Origin of the sequence: Massilia sp. IC2-477 (assembly GCF_020707265.1) — a bacterium.
Classification (GTDB): Bacteria; Pseudomonadota; Gammaproteobacteria; order Burkholderiales; family Burkholderiaceae_D; genus Telluria.
In genome coordinates this window covers 49397-72242 of record NZ_JAJFEQ010000002.1, presented here as the reverse complement: position 1 = coordinate 72242, position 22846 = coordinate 49397, and the positions used below count along the sequence as shown (strand labels likewise).

Here is a 22846-nt window from a genome sequence, read left to right as displayed (position 1 = left end):
TGTTCCAGCCTATCGGCGCCGTGCGGCCAGGAACTCGCGGTACCACAGCGCGCTGTCCTTCAGGGTGCGCTGCTGGGTGGCATAGTCGACGTGCACGATGCCGAAACGCTTGCTGTAGCCGGAGTTCCACTCGAAATTATCCAACAGGCTCCACAGGAAGTAGCCCTTGACGTCGACACCCTGCTGCATGGCCTCGCGCAGGGCGTTCAGGTGGCTGCGCACGAAGGCGATGCGTTCCTGGTCGTGCACCTGGCCGCCGACCACCTCGTCCGGGTGCGCCATGCCGTTCTCGGTGATGTAGATCGGGGGCAGGTCGTACTCGGCCTTGAGCTTGAGCAGCAGCTCGGGCAGGCCCTGCGGGTAGATCTCCCAGCCCATGTCGGTGAAGCCGAGCGCGCCCGGCATCGGCTTGGGCGGATTGTCGGTGCTGCACCAGGCGCGGAAGTAGTAGTTACAGCCGAGGAAGTCGATCGGCTGGCGGATGATGTCGAAGTCGCCCTCCTGCACCGTCGGCGCATTGGCGCCGTAGCCGCGCAGTGCCAGTTCCGGGTAGCGGCCCTTGAAGATCGGGTCCATGAACCACTGGGTCGAGCGCGCGTATTCGAAGGCGGCGGCGTCGCGGTCGGCCTGCGAATCGGTGGCCGGGTCGGCGGTCCACTGGTTCAGGACGATGCCCAACTTGGCGCTGGGCTGCAGGGAGCGCATGGCGCGCATCGCCAGGCCGTGCGACAGCAGCAGGTGGTGCGAGACCTGGACCGACTGCTTCAGGTCGCGCACGCCCGGTGCGAACTGGGCGTTGCCGTAGCCGAGGTTGGCCGTGCACCAGGGTTCGTTGTGGGTGGCGATGGTGTCGATGCGCTTGCCGAAGCGGCGCGTCACTTCGTGTGCGTAGTCGGCAAAGCGGTGCGCGGTGTCGCAGTTGAGCCAGCCGCCGTCGTCCTGCAGGCCCTGCGGCAGGTCCCAGTGGTAGAGGGTCAGGTGGGCCTTGATGTCCTGTTCGGCCAGCGCGTCGAGCAGGCGCTCGTAGAAATCGAAGCCCTGTTCGTTCCAGGCGCCCTTGCCGTCCGGCTGCACGCGCGACCAGGCCATCGAGAAGCGGTAGGCGTCCACGCCCAGGCCGGCCATCAGGGCCACGTCTTCGCGGTAGCGGTGGTAGTGGTCGCAGGCGACCGTGCCGTCGTTGCCGTCCTTGATGTTGGCCCGGTCCAGGCAGAAGGTGTCCCAGATCGACGGGCCCTTGCCGTCTGCGCTGGAGGCACCCTCGATCTGGAAAGCGCTGGTGGCGACGCCCCAGGTGAAATCGGCAGGGAAATCGCGGGATGAGCCGATTTGGTAGTCGAACTCGGAGTCGAGTGAGGATCGCTTGTTCATGAGACGTGTCGTTTGTTCAGAAAAATCGCAGGCTCGCTTGCAGGACTGCGGTCGTAGCGTGCAAGTACGTTGAGAAACCGGTTTCAACATTGATGAAAACGATTTCATGCTATGGCTGTGTAGGGACAGCTGTCAAACAAAATGTCGATAAAGTTAACGAACGCCTGTTCTGAAGTCGCTGTGAAAGGATGTGTGAAAGACTTTCATGACATGTTAAGCTGAGTAGGACAGCCACCTCCACCCACGAATGCATTCATGAGAATCGCCGAGAGCACCACCACCACCCTGAACCACGTTGCCCAGGCGGCTGGTGTCTCTCCCGCCACGGTCTCGCGTTTCCTGAACGGGACCGCCAAGGTGTCCGACGACAAGCGCCGGACCATCGAACGCGTCATCGAGGAGCTCAACTACAAGCCGAACCGCCTGGCCCAGAGCCTCAAGATGGGCAGTACGCGCACCATCGGCGTACTGACCCAGTCGCTGGAAAGCGGCTACTTCAACCGCGCCATGGTCGGCATCGAGGATGCGGTCAAGGCCTCCGGCTACGCGCTCCTGATCATGAGCGGTCACTGGCATGCCGACGAGGAGGCCGAGCGGGTCGAACTCCTGATCGCGCGCCGCGTCGACGGCGTGGCCATCCTCACCGGGAACATGAGCGACAGCCAGATCCTCGATTTCTCGCGGCGCGTGCCGATCGTCGCCTTCGGCCGCAAGGTGGCGGGCGAGCGGGTGCTGAGCTTCGGGCTGGACAACTACCGCGGCGCCTGCGAAGCGGTGGAGTTCCTGGTCGAGCAGGGGCACCGCCGGATCGCGATGATCACCGGCCCGGCCGACCACGAGGATGCACGCGCGCGCCTGGCCGGCTATTGCGACACGCTGGCGAAGCACAAGATCGAGGTCGAGCGCGGGCTGATCGTACCGGGCGACTTCCAGGAGTCCGGCGGCCTGCTGGCGGTGAACCAGCTGCTGGCCTCGAACCAGCGCTTTACCGCGATCTTCGCGGGCAATGACCTGACCGCCTACGGTGCACGGCTGGCGCTGTACCGCCGCAGCATCCGGGTGCCGGACGATATCTCGATCGTCGGCTTCGACGATCTGCACAGCTCGATGTATACGACGCCGCCCCTCACCACGGTGCGCCAGCCCCTCTACGAAGTCGGCAACAACATCGGCCGCATGATGCTGGGTATGCTCGGCCACGAACAGCCTCTGTCGGACATGCCGGCGCTGAGCCTGATCGTGCGCGAATCCGTGCGGCGCATCTGAGCCGGCGTGGGGCGGATGGCGTTCCGCACCGCCGCCGATAAAAATCGCTTGCAATTAAATAGCGCGCTATGTATTATCGCTTTCATGGCAACGCTGATCGGGAAATATCCGGGCGCTGCCACAGCAGTAACATGAGCAGCATATAAGTAGCGCGCTATTTAATCGAGCAAAACATAACAGGGTCTCGGCCCGTCAACCAGCAAAGGAGCATCACCATGGCAATCGAAAAAGTCCTCTACCGTGCAAGCGCCAAGGCCACCGGCGGCCGCGACGGCCGCGCCGTCTCGTCCGACAATGCGCTGGACGTCAAGCTGTCGACTCCGAAGGAGCTGGGCGGCGCGGGCGGCGAGGGCACCAATCCCGAGCAGCTGTTCGCGGCCGGCTATTCGGCGTGCTTCCTCGGCGCGATGAAATTCGTGGCTGCCCGCGACAAGCTGAAGATCTCGCCGGATGTGTCGGTGCAGGGCAGTGTCGGCATCGGCCCGATCCCGACCGGTTTCGGCATCGAAGTCACCCTGCAGATCAGCCTGCCGGGCGTGCCGGAAGAAGAAGCGCGCACCCTGGTCGAGCGCGCCCACATCGTGTGCCCGTACTCGAACGCGACGCGCGGCAATATCGACGTGACCCTGCAGCTCGTCTGACGCCGTCCCGATTTCGTGCAGAAAAGCCAGCCTTGCCGGACCAATCCAGGTCCGGCAAGGCTGGCTTTCTGTTTTTCTGACAACGATTTTGTTTATGACTGCTTATAAGTAGCATTCGAAAACCTGGCTCAGCCATTTAACAATTCACCGGCTGAATAACGGAAATAGATAATCAAAATGAAGAAGCAGCGCCTATCTCTTATTCATTAGATCCATTTGCACCAATGCTTGTTGGATTACGTTGTTTGGCCTTATAAAGTTATCTATCCATCACCTTTTTCGACCTGTCCGGCGTTGACTGTATCGATCACCGCTCAGAAGCATTTGCTTACATTTAGCAGCGTTCTAGCCGTTTCATCCTTACTTTTGCAGGCTTTTGTAATGGTTCGCTAATGAAGTTGTCATCCTTTCGTCGACACAAAACAACGTCCTAAAATTTTTTTCCGCACGGCAAACAAAAAATTTTCCTTGAGTATAGAATTGCCTCCCATCAGCTTCCTGACGTAAATAATTCCGCCGATCAGGATTGGCTGCAGTTCTGAAAAATCCCCCGAAAAATTTAACAATCCAAGCCGATGCATACCCCTGTTTCTGTTTCCACTCCGCGCTCCTTTTCTCTCGCGCAAACCCAGCAATACGCACTGCCTGTCCTGTTCGTCCTGTTCGGCCTGATCATGGGGTCGTGGGCCGGCCGCATCCCGGCGCTGGCCGAGCGCGTCCAGGTGTCCCACTCGGCGCTGTCGATGGTCCTGCTGTGCGGCGGCCTGGGCGCTGTCCTGTCCTACCCGATCTCGTCCTTCCTGATGGGCCGTTTCGGCGCACGCAAGTCGCTCCTGCTCTCGGGCATGGCCCTGCTGGCCGTGCTGGTGTCGATCGGCATGGCGCCGACCGTGCCGCGCCTGATGCTGTCGGTCTTGATGCTGGGCATTACCGCTTCCACCTTCGACGTCGCCATCAACTCGGCCGCCACCAAGCGTGAAAAGCTGACCGGCAAGTCGGAACTGTCGATGCTGCACGGCCTCGGCTGCGCCGGCGGCCTGGCGGGCGCCACCCTGGGCAGCCTGATGGCCAGCCTGAAGATCGCCCCGGCCACCCACTTCCTGATGCTGGCCGGTCCGCTGGCCCTGGTGCTGTGGGCTGCGTTCAGCATGATGGACGCCGACGACAGCGTCGAGAAGGTCGAGAAGAAGTCGTTCTCGCTGCCGCGCGGTCCGCTGGCGCTGCTGGGCTTGCTGGGCTTCCTGGGCTCGATGTCGGAAGGCAGCATCGCCGACTGGAGCGGCGTGTTCCTGAAAGAGCACTTCGGCGCGTCGGACGGCCTGGCGCCGCTGGCCCTGTCCGCGTTCTCGGTGATGATGCTGCTGTCGCGCATGGTCGGCGACAAGATGAAGGTGCGCTTCGGCGCCCAGCGCCTGGTCACCATCGGCTCGCTGGTGTCGGCATGCGGCCTGTTCTTCGCCGTGATGGCCCCGAACGCCTACGTCGCCCTGGTGGGCTTCGCCATCGCCGGCCTCGGTCTGTCGCTGCTGTTCCCCTTCGTGTTCAGCGCAGCCGGCGCCCAAGGCCCGATGGCCCTGGCAGCCGTGGCCAGCATGGCCTACAGCGGTAGCCTGATGGGCCCGCCGGTGATCGGCGCCGTCGCCCACTTCGTCGGCATGAAGGCCGCCATCACCTACGTCGGCGTCCTGTCGCTGGGCATCGCCTTCGTTGCAAGCCGTACCAAGCTGCTGAAGTAATGTTTTCGCCGGCCCCGGCCGGCACCCGATCCTCGCACGGCGCAAGCCGGGCTTCCAACGCAGACCGCGCCACGCGCCGTCTGCGTTTTTTTTCGCCCGGCCATGAGCGCGTTTGCGCCAGCCCAAACCGGCGGCTAGCCTGGCCGAACTTCGCCGGCGGCGATCCCTCCAATCAGTCAACGATACTGACAATGGAGATGCCATGCCGGGTACTGTCGATGCGGCCGCGGTCACGCAATTCCACGATGGCGAGCTCGCCCGCCCTGACTGGCCGGGCCTGCACGGCGCGGTCGAGCCCTCCGGGGCCTGGACGGCCATTGGCGCCAACCACCGCTTCAACTGTCTGCTGTGGAAAGAAGAAGACCGCGCACGCCGGGTCGACGTGCCCGCCGCCGCGATCGCCACCAGCAAGCGCCTGATCGACCGATACAACCAGCAGCGCAACGATGCCGTCGAAGCCGTCGACGAAGCCCTGCTGGCCGGCCTGGACGGCGTCGAGCCCGGCGCCGAGGCACGCCTGTCGAGCGAAACGCCCGGCGCCATGATCGACCGGCTGTCGATCCTGTCGCTCAAGATCCACCACATGCGCCTGCAGACCGAACGGGGCGACGCGGGACAGGCCCACGTGCAGGCATGCAGTGCCCGGCTGCAACGCCTGATCACCCAGCGCCACGACCTCGCCGCCTGCCTCGACGCCCTGCTGCGCGATGCCGCCACCGGTCAGGCCTACTTCAAGGTCTACCGCCAGTTCAAGATGTACAACGATCCCGCGCTCAATCCCTACCTGTACGGGCAGGCCGGCAGCGCAGCGCAGCTGGGAGGCTGAATGGAAACGCCGCGCATCGACGTCCTCGTGCCCACCTGCGGCCGGCCGGCGGCACTGGCGGTGACCCTCACCGCGATCGCCGCCCAGGATTATCCCGAGCTGCGCATCGTCGTGTCCGACCAGACCGTCGGGGCGAGCGCCCTGGGAGCACCCGAGGTGGTAGCGGTGCTGCGCTACCTGCGGGCGCGCGGCCGGCAGGTCGAGACCTGGCGCCACCTGCCCCGGCGCGGCATGGCGGAGCAGCGCGCCTTCCTGCTGTCGCAGGCGCATGCGCCCTACTGCCTGTTCGTCGACGACGACGTCATCCTCGAGCCGGATCTCGTCAGCCGCCTTCACGGCCTCCTGGTGCGCCAGGGCTGCGGCTTTGCCGGCAGCGCGGTCCACGGCCTGAGCTACCTGGGACAGGAGCGGCCGGCGCAGGAGCAGGTCAGTTTCTGGGAAGACCGGGTGGAGCCGGAAACCGTTCTGCCGGGTGGGAACGCATGGGCACGCCACCACCTGCATAGCGCCGCCAACCTGTTCCATCTGCAGCGGCGTCTGGGCGTACCGCCCGATCGGCCGCGCGCTTACCGGGTAGCCTGGGTGGGCGGCTGCGTGCTGTTCGATACCGCCAGGCTGCGCGCCGCCGGCGGTTTCGACTTCTGGCCGGCCTTGCCGCCCGAGCACTGCGGCGAAGACGTGCTCGCCCAGTTGCGCGTGATGGCGCGCTTCGGTGGCTGCGGCATGCTGCCGTCCGGCGCCTACCACATGGAACTGCCCACCACGCTCAGGGAGCGCGAGGTCGATGCACCCCGGGTCCTGCCGGTCGATGGCGGCAGTGCGTCGTGCGGCGCGGCGGCGCAGGCATCGTACCCCGACCGGTCGCACACTGGGCAAATCCCTGTGCGGACCGCAGCGACGGAGGTGAAGCCATGAGCGCGTCCCGCCCGCTCGTGCAGGGGGTAAGGAAAATCGCCGTGCTGCGGCCGAACGCCGTGGGCGATTTCGTCTTCGCCCTTCCTGCCCTGCATGCGCTCAGGCACGCCTATCCCGAAGCCGAGCTGGTCTACCTCGGCAAGGCCTGGCATGCCGACTTCCTCGCAGGACGGCCCGGACCGGTGGACCGGGTGGTGGTCATGCCGCCGGTTCCAGGCGTGGGTACGCCGCCGGACGGTCCGGCCGACGAGGGCGCAGTCGAGCGGTTTACCGCGCGCATGCGGGATGAAGGTTTCGACATACTGGCCCAGATGTATGGCGGCGGGAGCCACTCGAATCCTTTCGCCAGGCGCCTCGGCGCGCGCCTGACAATCGGCGCGCGCGCAGACGGTGCCGCACCGCTGGATCGCTGGGTGCCCTATGTCGAACCGGCGAACCGGCGGCTGGCGCTGTTGGAAATCGCCGCACTGGTTGGCGGCACGCTGCCCTGGCTTCCATGCGAACTGGAGCTTACGCCGGCCGACCGTACAGCCGCGGCGCAGCTGCTGCCGCCGGATAGCGGCCGGCCACTGGTACTGCTCCAGCCAGGCTCGTCCGATCCACGGCGCTGCTGGGCGCCGGAGCGCTTCGCCACCGTCGGTGATGCGCTCGCTGCCGAGGGCATGCTGGTCGCCGTCAACGGAACGGATGGGGAAGCCGCACTGGTGCGGCAAGTAGCGGCATGCATGCGTCATCCCTGCATCGAGCTTACGGGCAGGCTCGGCCTCGGTGGCCTGTGCGGCCTCATCGAACGTGCGGCCCTGGTGGTATCCAACGACACCGGGCCGCTGCACCTGGCGCTGGCGATCGGCACCCCGGCAGTCGGCATCTTCTGGCATACCAACTTGGTCGACGGCGCGCCCTTGCGGCCCGGGCTGTTGCGGGCGGCCGTGTCGGCGCAGGTGCGCTGCAGGACCTGCGGCCTCGATAACCGCGCGGTGCGCTGTCAGCATCAGCCCAGCTTCGTGGACGAGATTTGTGTCGACGAAGTGCTTCGGCATGCGCGGGCGCATCTACGCACCCGAAGCCCAGGTGGGGCCGACTGAATCTTTCGAGGCGGCATGCGCGCGCATGCGTGATGCGCCTGGAGACCGCCTCGGATATCGGGCAGACTGGTCGTGAGCCGATCCGGTCCCCTTGACCGGATCATGTTGTGCCAACCGCGCGTCGGAGAAAATGCATCCTGATCGAGCCGCATCCGCAGTTTGAACACGCTGCTTGTTCCGGCGTATTTGCGGTCAAGGGCGCCGACATGATTGCTCCCCCTCTTTGCGATCAAGGCGCCGGCATGATTGTTCCGGCTTCTTTGCGATCAAGGTCGCCGACATGATTGTTCGGCTTTGTTCCGATCAAGGTCGCCGACACTGGACACGGCCCTAAGCAATACGGCCGCGTCTTCATCGCGCGCCGGCTACTGGGCTCGGTCTCCGGGAGCAAGGCGTGTGCGCACGCGAGGACGACAGCGATACGCTCGACCGCAGGGTCCCGGATGCGGAGATGGCGCGGCCGTCGATCGGCGCGCGATGCCGGCCTTGCAAACACCACCACGCTGTTCTCTTCGAGATCAATACAGGCGGCACTGGACACTGGGTTCGTCGCAATCAATGCCGCTGGCACTGGATACCGGGCCCTTACCAATAAGGCCACATCCCGGTCGCCCGCTGCCCGCTCGGCTCGGTCCCGGTCAGCAGGGCGCGGGCGTGCTCGAGGACGACGGCGGCGCGTTCGGCGGCGGGATCCCAGATGCAGCGGTGGCGCAGCCGGTCGGTCGGGGCCCAGCGGGCGATGTCGGCCTTGCTGAACACCACCACGCTGTTCAGGCCCAGACCGGCGGCGATGTGCGAGACGCCGGTGTCGTTGCAGATCAGCAGCCGCGACCTGCTCATCAGCGCCGCCATCGCGCCGATCGAGATGGGGGCCGCCGCTTCGATCGCCGGCGTGCGCATGCGCTCGGCTACGGCGCGCGCCAGCAGGGCTTCGTCGGCGGAACCGGTGAGCACGGTGTCGAAGCCGAATTCATGCCTGAGCTGGTCCGCCACCTCGGCGAAGCAGGCCGGTGGCCAGCATTTGTCGCGCTTGCGCGCGCCCGGGTGGATGCAGATGTAGTTGCCGGGCTCGAGGTCGGGGGCAAGCTGGCTGGCTTCGAGTTCCTCGATGTCTTCGTGCCGCAGGGGGAATTCGAGTTTGCTGCCTGCGATCGGGGCGCCCAGCCGGTCCAGCAGGTGCAAGAGCCGTTCGGGTTCGGCGCCCGCCTCCGGGTAAGGCACCAGCAGGGTCCGCTCGCTCTGGCTCGCTTCGCCGCGGGTGAATCCGGCCATGGAGCGGGCGCCAAAGCCGCCGACGATATGGTTGGTCACGTCGCCGCTGCCGTGCAGCTGCAGCGCGAGGTCGAAGCCGCGCTCGCAGATGGAGGCATAGAAGGCGGTGAGTTCCTCGTGGCGCACGGGCTGTTCCGGCAGCAGCGGATGCCCGGGGAAGGACAGGAATTCATCGACGTAGGCATCGAAGCGCTGCGCGAACTGCGCCGCCCACGGCAATCCGGTCAGCACGATGCGCGCGTCCGGCAGGGCCGCGCGCAGGGCGCGCAGGGCCGGCACCGCACACAGCATGTCCCCCAGCTGGAGGGCGCGGAATACGATGACCTTGCGGATCTCGTGACGGTTCAGGAAGGAACGCCGGTTCATGTGCTCTCCAGGAAGTGAAGCAAGGGTTCGAACAGGGAGATTGTGGTGACTGCGCCGGCCGGCTCAGGCCTGGGACAGGCGGTCGAGGACATTGCGGGTGATGCGTTCGACCCTGCGGTCGCGTGCGTCGCCGAGCACCTGCGCCCAGTCGGTGGTCCCGGCGGAAAACACGGTGCCGCCGCGCCGGAACGTGCCCATCGCCGCGACATGGATGCCTTCTGCCGCGCCGTGGCGCTCGCGCGGGGGAAGTTCCTGCCAGCGCCGGTCGAGCGGGCAGGCGGCCAGCAGCTGGTAGCCGTCAGGCGTGCCTGCCTCGTCGCGCCAGGCCGACAGGGTGGCGATGCCGTCCGGCCCCAGGTGGTCGACCGGCACGCCATCGCATTCGTATCCCGGCAGCGGCGGCCAGGTGTCGGCGCCGAGCGCATCGCCGCGCGCCAGGCCGGTACCGGCGAAGATCCAGTGCCCGGACTGCTGGACGATGAAGCCGCGGGTCTCGCGCGGCCCGTCCCACCAGCCGCCGCCATGGCGGTAGCTGGCGCCACTGAGGGAGTCTTCCGGCCGTCCGGCGCCGCTGGCGGGCCACCAGTGGTCCCAGGCGCCGTGCTTGCTGCCCTGGTGGCACACCATGGCAGTGGCGTCGTTGACCAGGTGGATGCGCCACCAGCACAGGTTGGCGCCGAACAGGGCGAGGTTGCCGCCGTCCGCCACGAAGTCTTCCACCGCGTCGCGCGTGTCCTCGCTCCAGTATTCGTCGTGGCCAACGCTGACCAGGAGGCGGTAGTCCTGTAGCAGCCCCGGTTGCGTGTGGATGTCGAGGTCGGTGCAGAAGTCGGCGGCGTAGCCGCAGCGCGCCAGCCAGCGGATGAAGCGCGCGTCCCAGTGGGCGAAGGTCTGGCGCGGCGAGCGCCAGTCGTAATAATCGGGTGCTCCCCAGGTGGCGCCGCCGATGCCGCCGCCGGGCCGGCGCAGCGAGACGCGGGCGCCGGGCGGCTGCTGCGAGCGGGGTGGGTTGGTGTAGAAGCAGCCGCCGCCGGAACAGTTATAGGCATGCCAGGTGGCGACCGGCAGCTTGTACAGGATCGGCCGGCTGGCCCGGGCGCGCACCACGAACAGCGCGGCGGCGGAGTCGGCGGACAGGCGCAGTTCGCCGCCGCCGGGCAGCTCGAGGTGGGCCAGGTAGACCCCCGAGGGCCAGTCATCGCCGGTCTGCACCGGGTAAGCGGGCCATTGCCAGTCTTCGTCGGGCCGGCCGTCGGGCAGGTACTCGGCGCCCAGCCAGGCGCTGCGCGATACAGGCACGAGGCCATCCGCCCAGCGGTAGACGGCGATGCGGAAGCGCGGTGCGTCGCCCGAGACGTGCAGGCTCAGGGTGTCGCCTGCCTGCACGCTCGGGCGGCCGGGGTAGGCACGGATCATACGGGCAGCTCCGGCTCGCTGCGCTTGGTGACGAGGAAGGGCGGCATCACCAGTGCGTGCAGCGGCATCTGGCGGAACGCGGCCACCGCCTCGAAGGGCGTCTCGACGATGGGTTCGTCCTTGCCGTTGAACGAGGTGTTGAGCAGCACCGGCACCCCGGTGCGCACCTCGAAGCCGGCCAGCAGCGCGCGCAGCAGCGGGTCGTCGGCCGGACCGACGGTCTGCAGGCGCGCGGTGCCGTCCACGTGGGTGATGGCCGGCAGCATCGGCGCGACTTCCGGCCGCACCGGTGCGGCGAACTGCATGAAGGGCGAAGCGCCGGCCAGGTCGAAATAGGCGGCCGCGCGTTCTTCCGGCACCACTGGCGCGAGTGGGCGGAACCATTCGCGCTGCTTGACGCGTGCATTGATCCAGTCGCGGATGCGGTCTCGGCGCGGATCGGCCAGGATGCTGCGGTGGCCCAGCGCGCGCGGGCCGAATTCGCTGCGCCCCTGGTACAGCCCGATCACCCGGCCCGAGCACAGCAGGTCGAGCATGCGCGCGCACAGGGCGTCGCGTCCGCGCGGGCGCTCGATCACGAGGTCGGTGGCGCCGTCCAGGGCCGCTTCGATGTCGGCCAGCTGGGGCGGCGGGCCGAGGTAGTCGGCGCTCCAGCGGAAGTCGCAGGGGCGGCCCGCCAGTTCGGTGAGACCGTAGATGGCGCAGCCCAGCGCGGTGCCGGCGTCGCTCGGCGCCGGCGGCAGGAACACACGCCGGAACGGGGTCTCGCGCAGCAGCCGTTCGTTGGCCGAGCAGTTGAGGGCGGTGCCGCCGGCAAAGCACAGGTGCTCGGCCCCGGTCTGGCGGTACAGCCAGTGCGCCAGCGCCAACAGCGCGTCTTCGAAGGCGCGCTGGCCGGCCGCGGCCAGGTTGGCGCAATCGGTGAAGCGGGCTTCCGCGCTGCCGAAGCGGAAGCGGCTGCGCTCGCGCAGCAGCGAACGCCAGGCCGACGGGATGCCGACCGCCATGCCCTCGACCTCGAGCGCGGGCAGGCCGAGCGCCGCCGGGTCGCCGTAGGGAGCCAGGCCCATCACCTTGCCCTCGTCGCCCTCGCCCGGGAAGATGGCCTGGGTGAGCAGGTAGTAGAACATGCCGAGGCCGACGAGGCGGCCGTCGTCGCGATCCCACACCTGCTTGCCGATGCAGCGGATCTCGCTGCGGGTAGCGGTGTAGAAGGACGACACCTCGCGCCAGTCGCCGGGCGTGCCGGCGGCGCCGGACCAGGCCTCGGTGAAGTCGGACACCGGGCTGCCCTGGCCGTCGATCACCATCACCGCGGCGCTATCGAAAGGGGATGGGTGGAACACGCTGTACAGGTGGGCCAGGTGGTGCGATATGCGCGCGCGCCGGTGGCCCTGGGACAGCGTCAGCGCGGCGGCCAGTTCTTCTTCGTACAGGGGCAGGCTGCGGATCTCTTCGTCGGACGAAAAGCATTCGACCACGATGTCGACCGGGTGCTCGAGCCCGGGCAGGCGCGGAGCATAGTGTTCGCGCAGGTCGCCGGGCTTGCCCCAGTGGTGCTTGCGGCGCGTGAGGCGTTCTTTCTGGATGGCCCAGGCCAGGTGCGAGCCCTGCATGAGGCAGATGCTGGCGTCCTGGGTCCGGTTAATGCCGAGCACAACTGGGGTGTCGTCCATCGTCTTCTCCTGGTGTCCGGTGCGATTCTGAACAGCCAATCTTTGAGCCTGATGAGCGCTGTTTAGTTCACTCCGTTTTTGAAAAGAAGAAGGCCGCCGCGGCCGGCCGAAGCGGGGCGCCGGTAGCGCGCCGGGAAAGGCGGTATGATCGGCACCTTGTCCCGCTTGCCGATTGACGACCATGCTCCAGACCCCTTCCGGCTTCACGCCGCTGTTCGCGCCCCGTCCCGACCCCTCGCCCCTGAGCTTCCTGTTCCACGGCGGGCGCCTGCTGGTGCGCGAGCACGACCTGGCCCTGCCCGACGCCGCCACGCTCGACCGCCTGGAAGTCGACCGCGCGCGCCTGCAGCCGCTCGGCCTGTACGGCGAGCGCTATTGCGAGACCGGCTGGTTCGACAGCGAACCGGCGCTGCCGCCGGGCTATGCCCTGCGCGGCCTGCGCTCGCTGTTCGCCGACATGGACGAGGCGCTGGTGGGGCTGGCCGCGCGTGCGGCCCAGGTGGCGGAATGGGCGCGCACCCACCGCTTCTGCGGCGCCTGCGGCAGCGGCACCGTGCTGGCGGCGGGCGAGCGCTGTTATAAGTGCGTCGAGTGCGGGCACATGGCCTACCCGCGCATTTCGCCGGCGATGATGGTCCTGATCCGCAAGGGCGACAGCGTGCTGCTGGCGATGCACCTGGCCTCGCCGACCAAGCGCTTCGTTCCGCTGGCCGGTTTCCTGGAGGCGGGGGAATCGGTGGAAGAGGCGATCCACCGCGAGGTGTATGAAGAGGTGGGGCTGCGGGTCCAGAACCTGCGCTACTTCGCCAGCCAGTCCTGGCCCTTCCCGCATTCGCTGATGCTGGCGTTTACCGCCGACTACCTGGACGGCGAGATCCGCGTCGACACGACCGAGCTCTCGGAGGCGCGCTGGTTCGGGCCGGATGACGAATGGCCCGAACGGGTGCCGCACATTTCAGTATCCAGCGTGCTGGTGGACGCGCACCGCCCACCAGGCCGTTAAGATTTCAGGGCTGGACCGGCACGCTCTCCGCGCCGGTACGCACGGCCGGCTGCGGCTGCGGCTTGGCCCCGGTGCTGCGCAGCTGGACCGCGCGCTGCAGCAGGTCGAACCAGAAGGGCGCGCCGAACAGAGTGGTGCCGGCGGTGATCAGCCAGCCCGCCACCTGTAGCGCAAAGGCCGAGTCCAGGCGCGGCGGGAAGCTGCTCCAGCCGATCGGCATGGCCCACAGCTGGCGCAGCGCTTCGGCGTCGAGCGCCGTCGGCGCGGCCTTGATCTGCGCGGCCAGCGTCGGGTTCTGCCACAGGGTCTGGAACAGGTGCACGCTGTCGATGTTGAGTAGGATGGTGAGCAGCAGGGCCAGCAGGAAGGAAATCAGGAGCTGGCGCCGTTTATACACGCCGGAGAGGCGCTCCATCGCGCTGTTGAACCAGCCGGCGATGCCTTCCTGGAAGCGCTGCAGGTCGCCGCTCGACTGGCGGTACAGCGCCAGCAGCAAGCGCTTGACCTGTTCGTCGGGCAGGGCTTCGATCGCGGCCTGCAGTGGGATCGCCGGATTGCTGCGCAGCGAATCGAGCAGGGCGATCGCGAAGTGCGCCGGTTCGATGTAGGATGGGCGCACCGACAGCGGACGCCGTCCGGTCGTGCTGCCGTGCGGGTTGACGAGCGGATGGTCGTACAGGCTCTGCGCCAGCGCTTCGCAGCGCGGGTCGTCGAGCATGCGCTTGATGGCGGCCAGCAGCATGTTGGCGCGCAGGCTGAAGGCCGCGGCCAGCGCTTCCTGCAGGGTGCTGACGACCAGCGCCAGGGTGCCGTAGCAAAAGGTCAGACCGATGGCGACTTCGAGGACGGTGCTGCCGAACATGGCGATCTCCCAGGTCAAAAAACCACCTTCCACGCTACCGGCGCTTGGCGTGGGCACATTAACTTTGCTCAATAAACCGGCAGCGCCCGATGCCTTCTGCGCATTTTCTATATACTTGCGGCAATCGATTTTTTAAGGTTCACCATGTCCGACAAAGAAGCTTTCACCGAACACGACTGGCGTCGCCTGTTGACGAGCCTGGGCGAAGATCCCAACCGTCCGGGCCTGCAGGAAACGCCGCACCGCGTGGCGAAGGCCTGGAAACACTGGACCTCGGGCTATGACCAGGATCCCGTCGAAGTGCTCAAGGCCTTCGAGGACGGCGCCGAGGAGTACAACGAACTGATCGTGGTGCGCGGCATCCCGGTCTACAGCCACTGCGAGCATCACCTGGCGCCCTTCTTCGGCAAGGCCACCGTCGGTTACCTGCCGAACGGGAAGATCGTCGGCCTGTCGAAGCTGACCCGCCTGGTCGACATCTTCTCCAAGCGCCTGCAGGTGCAGGAGCGCATGACGATCCAGATCGCCAACGCGCTGATGGAAGTGCTGGAACCGAAGGCGGTCGGCGTGGTCGTCAAGTGCCGCCACATGTGCATGGAAAGCCGCGGCATCCGCGCCATCGGCGAGGAAACCATCACCTCGGCCCTGCTGGGCGAATTGCAGCCGAACCTGGCGCTGCGCACTGAATTCCTCGCGCTGGCCCGTGACTAAGAGCGCCCAACAATTCCCCCGATGGCTGCGTTGCATCGTCTCGCCGTACTAACGTACTGTCTTCGACGATGCGCCTTGCCCTCGGGGTTTTGTTAGGCGCTCTCAAAGAAGGTTTTACCGGCCCGGCCGTCAGCAGATGGCCGGGCTTGCCTTGGAACCTGTTCCGGATCGCTACCCTCCAAGTGATTTTACGAGGGGCGCGCCATGGATCGTCCGGCCTTTCCCAGCGATATTTCTCGCGAACAGTTCGAGCCCGTACGCGGCATGCTGGAAGCGGCGCGCCGCAAGACCCGCCCCCGCAAGCACGACCTGTACGACGTCTTCTGCGCCGTCCTGTACTTCCTCCATACCGGGGCCACCTGGCGCAGCATGCCGCCCGGCTTTCCGCCCTGGCGTACGGTGCACGAATACTTCACCCAGTGGACCATGCTGCGCGATGGCGACCGCACCCTGCTGGAAAGCGTATTGGAGAAATCCGGACGCGACGTAGAGCTGGCCCAGTTGCACCGCCTGCTCAACCGTCATTGAGCTGCCACAGTCGTGCGTTACATTGTGACCACATTGTCACATTCTGTTGCATTTATCGAAATGTGCGCCGGACGTGCTCGGCTAAGCTAAGAAAAAATTATCAATATTTTATCTTGGGCCGGCACCATGATCGAGCACCTCAACCTCCTGCTGTTCTCCTTTCTTAACGCCCAGGCCGGCCTCACTGGCTGGCAATTGCTGAGCGCGATATTTGCCGCCGAGTGGCTGATCTTCGTGATGCCGCTATCGCTCGTCATGCTGTGGATGGGTGGCACCGGGCCGGCCCGCGAGGTGGCCCTGCGCGCCCTGTTCGCCGCCGTCTGCGCTCTCACGCTGAATGGGTTGATCGGCCATTTCTGGTACAGCCCGCGCCCTTTCGTGCTCGACGTGGGCCACACCTTCCTGCTGCATGATCCGGACAGCTCGTTCCCGAGTGACCATGCCACCAGCATCTTCTCGGTGGCGCTGGTGCTGGCCTTCAGCCGGGTACAGGAAGCGCGCCGCATCGGCTGGGTGTTGTTGCCGCTGGCGCTGGTGGTGGCCTGGTCGCGCGTCTACCTGGGTGTGCACTGGCCGAAGGACATGGCCGGCGCGCTGGTGGTGTCGGCAGCGATGGCATGGCTGGTCAGCACGCCGGGCCTGCGTGCGGCCTGTGCCAAGGTGTTGCCGTTGATGGAAAGCGTGTATCGCCGGGTGCTGGCGGTACCGATCGGACGCGGCTGGCTGCGTCCATGACAAGTCGGTAGGGCAGCGCGGCCGGCAATGTACCGGTCGCCACCTGCGTCGGCGCGAGGGGATCCAAGGCACGCAGGACGCGTGGGCGGGTTTCCGTGCCGGCCGCGCTCTCCTGCCGTTTTCCTGCGACTCCTTATTCCGCGGCAGCCGATCCCGCCGCCTCGAACACCAGCTTGTCGTGCTCGTCGATGTGGAAGCTGCCCAGCGCCTGGCCGGTGACGGCGTTCGCTTCCGGAGCTTCCAGTTCGGTGCAGGCCTGGGCGTCGACCTGCCACACATCCTCGCCCGCGCGCAGCGTGTACACGTTGGGGCCGCTGGCGAACAGTTCGACTTCCAGGCCCGACAGCGATACTTCGCCCAGCTCCATCTGGCGCATGCAGTCAGGCATGCGGGTAGCGGTCAGGCGCATGCTCGCATTCTTGCTCCAGAAATATTCCTGCACCACGCGCAGGGTGAGCGAATGGTCCTTGCCCTCGATCTGGTAGCTGGCCGTGTCGTTGACGCAGCCGGCCAGCAGCAGCGGCGCCAGCAGGGCCGCAAAGGTGGGGACGGGCAGGGAGAAGGGCTTGCGCATGGGGGTTCCGTGGTCAAATGATGCGTGAAGGCATTGTCTGACGGAGTATAGAAGCGCCACCCGACAGGCGCAACCGCGCCGCGGAACGTGCGCGCCTCAGAAATCGACGCCCAGGGTCAGCGAGCTGACGGTGTGTGGCTGATCCTCCGCCTGTCCGCGGAACTCGGCCGAGCGGCGGATCGCGCGCAGCTGGGCGAACCAGGGACCGTGCGCGCGGCTGCGGGTGCCGGGGAAGTCCAGCCGCAGCCCGGCGCTCAGCTCGCCCACCCAGCGGTGCGGCTTCACGCCCGGATCGTCGCGCCATGGCCGGCCTTGGAGGAACAGGTTGTAGGCCATGAAACGCCCCTCCGCGCCCAGCACCAGGGTGCACTGCACCCAGCGCAGCCTGCAGGCCGTGTCCAGTGGTCCGACCCGGTTGACGATGCCGGGCGGGGCCGGTGCCACCAGGGGCAGGTGCTTGCCGATCGTGACACTCAGGCCCAGGGCCGCATAGCTCATGAGGTTGCCGGCGGCCAGGCGCCAATGCCCGGCCGTGTGCAGGCGCAGGTCGCCCGCCAGCGCGCCGGACAGCATCGGCCAGGCCGAGCGCCGCTCCGCCGACACCAGCAGCGCCAGGGTATTGCCGACCTGGTGATCCCAGCCCTGTGGCGTGGGGCGGTCGAACAGGCGGTGGAACATCTTCTGGGCCGGCTCGGCCAGCGACAGCCTGCCGGTCACGCCGGCCTGGGCCGCCAGGGTGGTGATCGAGGCCTCGTCGGGCGCCAGGAACAGCCACTGGCGCTCGGCATACAGCAGCCCGGCCCAGGGGCGGTCGAAGAGCTGGGACGTGCGCAGCGTGATGTCGGCCGGGGTGTACATCAGCTGGCCGATGCTGTGCTGGGTGAACAGGAAGCGCGCGTCGCCGCAGCCGAACAGGCGGCAGGCACCGTCGGTCCAGCGCCGCACCCCCTCGCCGCGCGTGTCCTCACGGCTGCGTGCGGAGAACTGGACGGCGTTGGTGTAATAGCGGTCGGTCTTGAACCAGGTGTCGTTTTCCCACGTGGCGAAGTTGGCCGTCTGGGCCTGGCAGCGCATGGCGGGGAGGAGGAGCAGGAGTCCGAGGAGTGTCAGGAGGCTGCCGATGGCGCGCATGGCCGTCCTTTCTTGTTCAAAATATCCTCCAGTCTTGTACCTGCGTTAAAGCGCTCCTTGATCTGCAGCAGGACAGCATGCTTTCCCGATTTGCGCGAAGATGGGTCCATGAAACAGCACCGCACTGAAACAGAGTTCGAACTGCTCTCGCCCGAGGGCGGCAAGCCGGTCAAGATGTGGACGCAGGGCGTTCCGGTCGAGCTTGAGGCGAAGGAGCAGCTGCAAAAGCTGGCGCAATTGCCTTTCGTGTTCCACCACGTCGCCGTCATGCCCGACGTCCACGTCGGCAAGGGCTCGACCATCGGCAGCGTGATCCCGACCCTGGGCGCCGTGATCCCGGCCGCGGTCGGCGTCGACATCGGCTGCGGCATGATGGCGGCCAAGACCACGCTGCGCGCATCCGACCTGCCCGACAACCTGTCCGGTCTGCGCAGCGCCATCGAGCAGGCGGTGCCGCACGGCATGTCGCCCAAGATCCGCAACAACAAGGGCAGCCGCGATGTCGGTTCCTGGAACAACCCGCCGCCGCCCGTCGATGCCGGCTGGGCCAAGCTCAAGGACGAGTTCGATGCCATCTGCCGCAAGTACCCGAAGCTGCGCGGCTCCAACCACTACAAGCACTTGGGAACGCTCGGCAGCGGCAACCACTTCGTCGAGGTCTGCCTGGATGAGGAAGGCGCGGTCTGGGTGATGCTGCATTCCGGCTCGCGCGGCGTCGGCAATGCCATCGGCACCCACTTCATCGAGCTGGCGCGCCAGGACATGCGGCGCCACCAGGTCAACCTGCCGGACCAGGACCTGGCCTACCTGAAAGAAGGCACCCAGCACTACGACGATTACGTGGAAGCGGTCGGCTGGGCGCAAAAGTTCGCGCGCATCAACCGCGAGGTGATGATGCACAACGTGATCCGCGCCATGCGCGAAGTGATCCCCAAACCCTTCGAGACGCACGTGGAGGCAGTCAATTGCCACCACAACTATGTGCAGAAGGAGAAGCACTTCGGCAAGGACGTATTTGTCACGCGCAAGGGCGCGGTGTCGGCCCGCGAAGGCGAGCTCGGCATCATCCCGGGATCGATGGGCGCAAAGAGTTTTATCGTGCGTGGCAAGGGCAACCCGGAAAGTTTCAACAGCTGCAGCCACGGCGCCGGACGCATCATGAGCCGCACCGAGGCCAAGCGCCGTTTCACCAGGGCGGACATGGAGCGCGCCACGCAGGGCGTGGAATCGCGCAAGGACGAAGGCGTGATCGACGAGATCCCGATGGCCTACAAGGACATCGACGCCGTCATGCGTGCGCAGCGCGACCTGGTAGAGGTGGTGCACACGCTCAAGCAGGTGGTGTGCGTAAAGGGCTGAGAATGTGCAGCAATTCAGCCGGCGTGCCGAACTCGCGCTCCGGGCCGCTGCGTCGCAGCGCCTCGATCGGCGCATAGCCCCAGCTCACCGCGCCGAAGGCCACGCCGGCCTTGCGCGCAGCCTCGGCGTCCATCGCCTGGTCGCCCACGTACAGGGCGTGGCCGGGCGCGACCTCTGCCCGTTTCACCACCTTGCGGATGCGTCCGGCCTTGCCGAAGATCGACATCCCGCATTCGTAGTGCCCGAACAGGCTGCTGAGCTGCGGGCCCAGCACCAGCCGCACGTTCTGCTCCGAGTTGGACGACACGATGGCCAGCCGCACCCCCTCGCGGTCGAGCTCGCGCAGCGCCTCGCCCACGCCTTCGAACAGCGGGATGTGCGCCGCGTTCTCGCGCATCAGGCCGATGAAGCTGCGCGAGGCCAGCGGCAGCTTCCAGGCCGGCATGCCGACATGGCGCATGATGGCGCGGGTGTCGTGGTGACGCAGGTGCTGGGCCTCGTCCGCGCCGACGCGCCGGAAGCCGTGCTCGTCCGCGATCTGGTTGAACACGCTGATGAAGAAGGGGAAGGAGTCGGCCAGCGTGCCGTCGAAGTCGAAGATGGCGAGGCGGTAGGACATAGGGCAGGAGCTTGCGCTTGGATAGGGCCGGTCATTATAAGACCAGCCCTGGCCCCAACCGTTCAGATCGTGCCGCCGTTGGCGCGCAGCACCTGGCCGTTGATCCAGCCCGATTCCTCGCTCACCAGGAAGGACACGATGCGTGCGATGTCGCCCGGCTCGCCCAGGCGCTCGAGCGGCGGCATCTTGGCGAAGCCGTCGATCTGTTCCTGGGTTTTACCTGAAAAGAACAGCTCGGTCGCCACCGGCCCCGGCGCCACCGTGTTCACACGGATGCGGCGCCCGCGCAGCTCCTTGGCGAACACGCCCGTCATCGCTTCCACCGCCGCCTTGCTGGCGCTGTAGATGGCATAGCCGGGCAGTTTCATGGCCAGCACCGTGGTCGAGAAGTTGACGATGCGCCCGCCGTCGTTCAGGCGTTGCGCCGCTTCGCGCAGGGTGTTGAAGGTGCCCTGCACGTTGATGGCGAAGGTCTGGGCGAACAGCTCGTCCGAGGTCTCGGCCAGCGGCATGGTCTTCAGCACGCCGGCATTGTTGACGAGCACATCGACCTTGCCCAGCTCGCGCTCGGCCGTATCGAACATCGCGCGCACTTCGTCGGCATTGGCGACGTCGGCCTTGACCGCGATGGCCGAGTGGCCGGTGGCGTGCAGGGTCGCCACCACGCGCCGGGCCTCGGCTTCGTTGCTGGCGTAGTTGACGACCACCTGGTAGCCGTCTTCGGCCAGGCGCTGGGCAAGGGCGGCGCCGATGCCGCGCGAGGCGCCGGTGACGATCGCAACCGGCCGTTGGTCCTGGTTCATGCTTCCTCCTGTGTGGTGAATGGATGGCTGCATGATGAACCATTATCTGAAAAAGATAATTAGCTGCTGGGCGGCAAGATTATTCATCTTTGTTTAACAATGTTTGTCGCGAACGACAGTGTTTCACCATCCTCCGGCACCAGCAGGCGTTCGCTCACCCCTTCCTGTACCGCTGCAGCGAACAGTTCCCAGCGCGTGACGGGGCAGTGGCTCAGCGCTTCCAGGTGGTTCGCCACCACCGCTCCGCGCGTCGCTTGCAGCAGGCGGATCAGGTCACGAACCCCCATGATGATCTCGTGCCCGAGGTCGAAGCGTGCGCCCCCTGCCGGGGCCACGCACACCTCGGGCTGGTGGCGTGCCAGCGCATCGAGTACCTGGCTGGTCAGAATGGTGTCGCCGGTCAGGTAGAGCGTGGGCTCGCCCGGCATCTCGATGACGTAGCCGACGCCATGCTCCATCAGCAGTCCCACCACGCCGCGTCCATGGCGGCAGGGCACCGTCGTCACGCGCCCGTCCAGGAAGGGCTGGGCCACGTGGTCGTCGCGGCTCAAAGGCTGCACGTTCAGGCCGCGCCGGCGCAGGTAGTCCGCATCGTGCGGCGTGCAGATCACCGGGATGTCGCGCTCGCGCAGCCAGCGCGTGGCGGCGCGGTCGAGGTGGTCGAAGTGACCCTTCTGGCAGTGCGTGATCAGGCAGTGCGTGACCGTCTCCAGTAGCGCGTCCGCACCGGCAGGCAGCCCGACCACAGGGTTGTGTTCACAGCCGCCGCCCAGACGCAGTGGCGGCAGGGCCCCCTCGGGCGCCAGCATCGGATCGACCAGGATGCGGTAGGGACCGAGTTCGACGATGACAGTGGCGTTGCGCAGCTGGGTGATTTTCATGGAGATCCCTTGAACAATGATGCGCTATTGTCAACGGCGGCGCGGGCTGATTAAATGGCGGGAAATGACAACAACAATCCATTTCTTGCCATGAAACCGCCATCCCTTCGTATCGGCCTGCTGCTCTACCCGGGCTGCATGCCGGCAGGCCTGCTTGCCTTCGCGGACCTGCTGCACGCGGCGAATATCCTCGCCGGCCGCGCCCAGTTCGAGACGCTGTTCGTGGGCGTCGACGCAGGCCATGTGGACTGCGCCCATGGCCTGCGCCTGGAAGCGCAGGCGCCGCTTGCCGCCGCCGGCCTGGACGCGCTACTGGTGCCCGGCTTCTGGGCGGAGTCCGCAGCCCGGGTCGATGCCGCGCTGGCCGACAATCCGGGCCTGGTCGAGGTCATCGCGCGCCTCGGCAAGGCGGTCATGGTCTGGAGTTACTGTACCGGCGTGGTGCTCGCGGCCGCCGCGCGCCGCCTGGACAGGCAGCCCGCGACCGTGACCTGGTGGCTGGGCGACGCCGTGCGCGAACGCTTTCCGCGCGTTGACTGGCAAATCGAACGCGCCAGCGTGTTCAATGCCCGCAGCGCGAGCGCCTCCGGCGTGAACGGCTACCTGCCGATCGCCCAGGCTTTTATCGAGGAGCGCCTGAGCATCGATGCCTACCGCGACCTGACCCGCCTGATGGTGCTGCCGCGCCCCGGACGGACGCACCAGGCGTTTCAGGGCGTGAGCATGATCGGGCAGCAGGGAAGGCTGATGCAGCGCCTGTACCAGGTGGCGGAACGGATGCCGGCGACCGAGGCGACGCTGGCACGACTCGCGGCGGAACTCGGCACCACTGAACGCACGCTGGCGCGCAAGGTGGGCCTGGCGGCCGCGATGCCGGCGGCGAGCTGGGTGCGGCGCATCAAGCTGAACCAGGTCAGCGAGCGCCTGATCCACACGGCGGCGCCGGCCAGCTCCATCAGCGCCGACCTGGGCTTCGCCAGCGATGCCAGCATGCGCCGCATGTTCAAGGAACTCACCGGGATGACGACGGCGCAGTACCGCCAGCGCTTCGGCATGAACTGAGCAGCCGC

21 protein-coding genes and 1 pseudogene are annotated in these 22846 nt (G+C 66.7%); 12 read left to right on the top strand and 10 right to left on the bottom strand.

Features of this window, described 5'->3' with window-relative positions; translation table 11 throughout:
* Positions 1–9: 9 nt before the first annotated feature.
* Positions 10–1371, bottom strand: coding sequence for a GH1 family beta-glucosidase (locus tag LK542_RS03710; RefSeq protein WP_227810871.1), 1362 nt, complete (start codon positions 1369–1371; stop codon positions 10–12).
* Positions 1372–1626: 255 nt separating this feature from the next.
* Here LK542_RS03710 and LK542_RS03705 point away from each other — a divergent pair, with 255 nt between their 5' ends.
* From LK542_RS03705 to LK542_RS03680, 6 genes are all read left to right on the top strand, one after another.
* Entirely contained in the window at positions 1627–2637 is a 1011-nt protein-coding gene (locus LK542_RS03705; protein WP_227810870.1) for a LacI family DNA-binding transcriptional regulator, read from the top strand.
* Between the two features lie 215 nt (positions 2638–2852).
* Positions 2853–3278 (top strand): organic hydroperoxide resistance protein, encoded by a 426-nt coding sequence (locus LK542_RS03700; RefSeq protein ID WP_227801217.1) that lies wholly within the window; start codon positions 2853–2855, stop codon positions 3276–3278.
* Positions 3279–3853: 575 nt separating this feature from the next.
* Positions 3854–5014 (top strand): MFS transporter, encoded by a 1161-nt coding sequence (locus LK542_RS03695; RefSeq protein ID WP_227810869.1) that lies wholly within the window; start codon positions 3854–3856, stop codon positions 5012–5014.
* Positions 5015–5216: 202 nt separating this feature from the next.
* Positions 5217–5840 (top strand): DUF4254 domain-containing protein, encoded by a 624-nt coding sequence (locus LK542_RS03690; RefSeq protein ID WP_227810867.1) that lies wholly within the window; start codon positions 5217–5219, stop codon positions 5838–5840.
* Positions 5841–6755, top strand: coding sequence for a glycosyltransferase family 2 protein (locus LK542_RS03685; RefSeq protein ID WP_227810865.1), 915 nt, complete (start codon positions 5841–5843; stop codon positions 6753–6755). It begins immediately after the preceding gene.
* Positions 6752–7840, top strand: a complete 1089-nt coding sequence (locus LK542_RS03680) for a glycosyltransferase family 9 protein (RefSeq protein ID WP_227810863.1) — start codon at positions 6752–6754, stop codon at positions 7838–7840. Before LK542_RS03685 ends, LK542_RS03680 begins: the two co-directional genes overlap by 4 nt.
* Before the next feature lie 585 nt (positions 7841–8425).
* Here the strand turns inward: LK542_RS03680 and LK542_RS03675 are convergent.
* The 3 genes from LK542_RS03675 to LK542_RS03665 form a co-directional block, all read right to left on the bottom strand.
* On the bottom strand, positions 8426–9478 hold the full coding sequence (locus tag LK542_RS03675; protein ID WP_227810862.1) for a glycosyltransferase family 9 protein: 1053 nt from the start codon (positions 9476–9478) through the stop codon (positions 8426–8428).
* A 63-nt stretch (positions 9479–9541) separates the two neighbouring features.
* Positions 9542–10894, bottom strand: a complete 1353-nt coding sequence (locus LK542_RS03670) for a N,N-dimethylformamidase beta subunit family domain-containing protein (RefSeq protein WP_227810861.1) — start codon at positions 10892–10894, stop codon at positions 9542–9544.
* Positions 10891–12570, bottom strand: a complete 1680-nt coding sequence (locus LK542_RS03665; RefSeq protein WP_227810860.1) for a carbamoyltransferase C-terminal domain-containing protein — start codon at positions 12568–12570, stop codon at positions 10891–10893. Before LK542_RS03665 ends, LK542_RS03670 begins: the two co-directional genes overlap by 4 nt.
* Before the next feature lie 181 nt (positions 12571–12751).
* Between LK542_RS03665 and nudC the strand changes: the two genes are divergently transcribed.
* Positions 12752–13573, top strand: a complete 822-nt coding sequence (nudC, locus tag LK542_RS03660; RefSeq protein ID WP_227810859.1) for an NAD(+) diphosphatase — start codon at positions 12752–12754, stop codon at positions 13571–13573.
* A 4-nt stretch (positions 13574–13577) separates the two neighbouring features.
* Here nudC and LK542_RS03655 read toward each other — a convergent pair whose 3' ends face one another.
* Positions 13578–14435: a hypothetical protein gene (locus LK542_RS03655; protein WP_227810858.1), complete on the bottom strand. Its 858-nt coding sequence runs from the start codon at positions 14433–14435 to the stop codon at positions 13578–13580.
* A 144-nt stretch (positions 14436–14579) separates the two neighbouring features.
* On the opposite strand from LK542_RS03655, the gene folE reads away from it, so the two are divergent.
* The 3 genes and pseudogenes from folE to LK542_RS03640 all read left to right on the top strand — a co-directional run bounded on the left by folE (position 14580) and on the right by LK542_RS03640 (position 16409).
* The gene (gene folE / locus LK542_RS03650) at positions 14580–15146 is read left to right on the top strand and encodes a GTP cyclohydrolase I FolE (protein ID WP_227801207.1); all 567 of its coding nucleotides are present in this window, start codon (positions 14580–14582) and stop codon (positions 15144–15146) included.
* Between the two features lie 204 nt (positions 15147–15350).
* Positions 15351–15626: pseudogene (locus LK542_RS03645) on the top strand (transposase); the annotation flags it as partial.
* 174 nt (positions 15627–15800) lie between these two features.
* Positions 15801–16409: an undecaprenyl-diphosphatase gene (locus tag LK542_RS03640; RefSeq protein ID WP_227810856.1), complete on the top strand. Its 609-nt coding sequence runs from the start codon at positions 15801–15803 to the stop codon at positions 16407–16409.
* A 133-nt stretch (positions 16410–16542) separates the two neighbouring features.
* On the opposite strand, the gene LK542_RS03635 is transcribed toward LK542_RS03640, so the two are convergent.
* Together LK542_RS03635 and LK542_RS03630 are read right to left on the bottom strand one after the other, a co-directional pair.
* Positions 16543–16983: a hypothetical protein gene (locus tag LK542_RS03635; RefSeq protein ID WP_227810855.1), complete on the bottom strand. Its 441-nt coding sequence runs from the start codon at positions 16981–16983 to the stop codon at positions 16543–16545.
* Positions 16984–17079: 96 nt separating this feature from the next.
* Positions 17080–18114: a lipid A deacylase LpxR family protein gene (locus LK542_RS03630; protein WP_227810854.1), complete on the bottom strand. Its 1035-nt coding sequence runs from the start codon at positions 18112–18114 to the stop codon at positions 17080–17082.
* A gap of 108 nt (positions 18115–18222) precedes the next feature.
* Between LK542_RS03630 and LK542_RS03625 the strand changes: the two genes are divergently transcribed.
* Positions 18223–19473, top strand: coding sequence for an RtcB family protein (locus LK542_RS03625; RefSeq protein WP_227801203.1), 1251 nt, complete (start codon positions 18223–18225; stop codon positions 19471–19473).
* Here LK542_RS03625 and LK542_RS03620 read toward each other — a convergent pair.
* The 3 genes from LK542_RS03620 to LK542_RS03610 all read right to left on the bottom strand — a co-directional run bounded on the left by LK542_RS03620 (position 19445) and on the right by LK542_RS03610 (position 21776).
* Positions 19445–20092, bottom strand: coding sequence for an HAD hydrolase-like protein (locus LK542_RS03620; protein ID WP_227810853.1), 648 nt, complete (start codon positions 20090–20092; stop codon positions 19445–19447). The two genes, LK542_RS03625 and LK542_RS03620, sit on opposite strands and share 29 nt — an antisense overlap.
* A 62-nt stretch (positions 20093–20154) precedes the next feature.
* On the bottom strand, positions 20155–20895 hold the full coding sequence (locus LK542_RS03615) for an SDR family oxidoreductase (RefSeq protein WP_227801201.1): 741 nt from the start codon (positions 20893–20895) through the stop codon (positions 20155–20157).
* Positions 20896–20978: 83 nt separating this feature from the next.
* Positions 20979–21776 carry an MBL fold metallo-hydrolase gene (locus tag LK542_RS03610; protein ID WP_227810852.1) on the bottom strand — a complete coding sequence of 266 codons (798 nt, stop codon included), beginning with the start codon at positions 21774–21776 and terminating at the stop codon, positions 20979–20981.
* A 90-nt stretch (positions 21777–21866) separates the two neighbouring features.
* Here LK542_RS03610 and LK542_RS03605 point away from each other — a divergent pair, with 90 nt between their 5' ends.
* Positions 21867–22838, top strand: coding sequence for a GlxA family transcriptional regulator (locus LK542_RS03605; RefSeq protein WP_227810851.1), 972 nt, complete (start codon positions 21867–21869; stop codon positions 22836–22838).
* Positions 22839–22846: the final 8 nt, after the last annotated feature.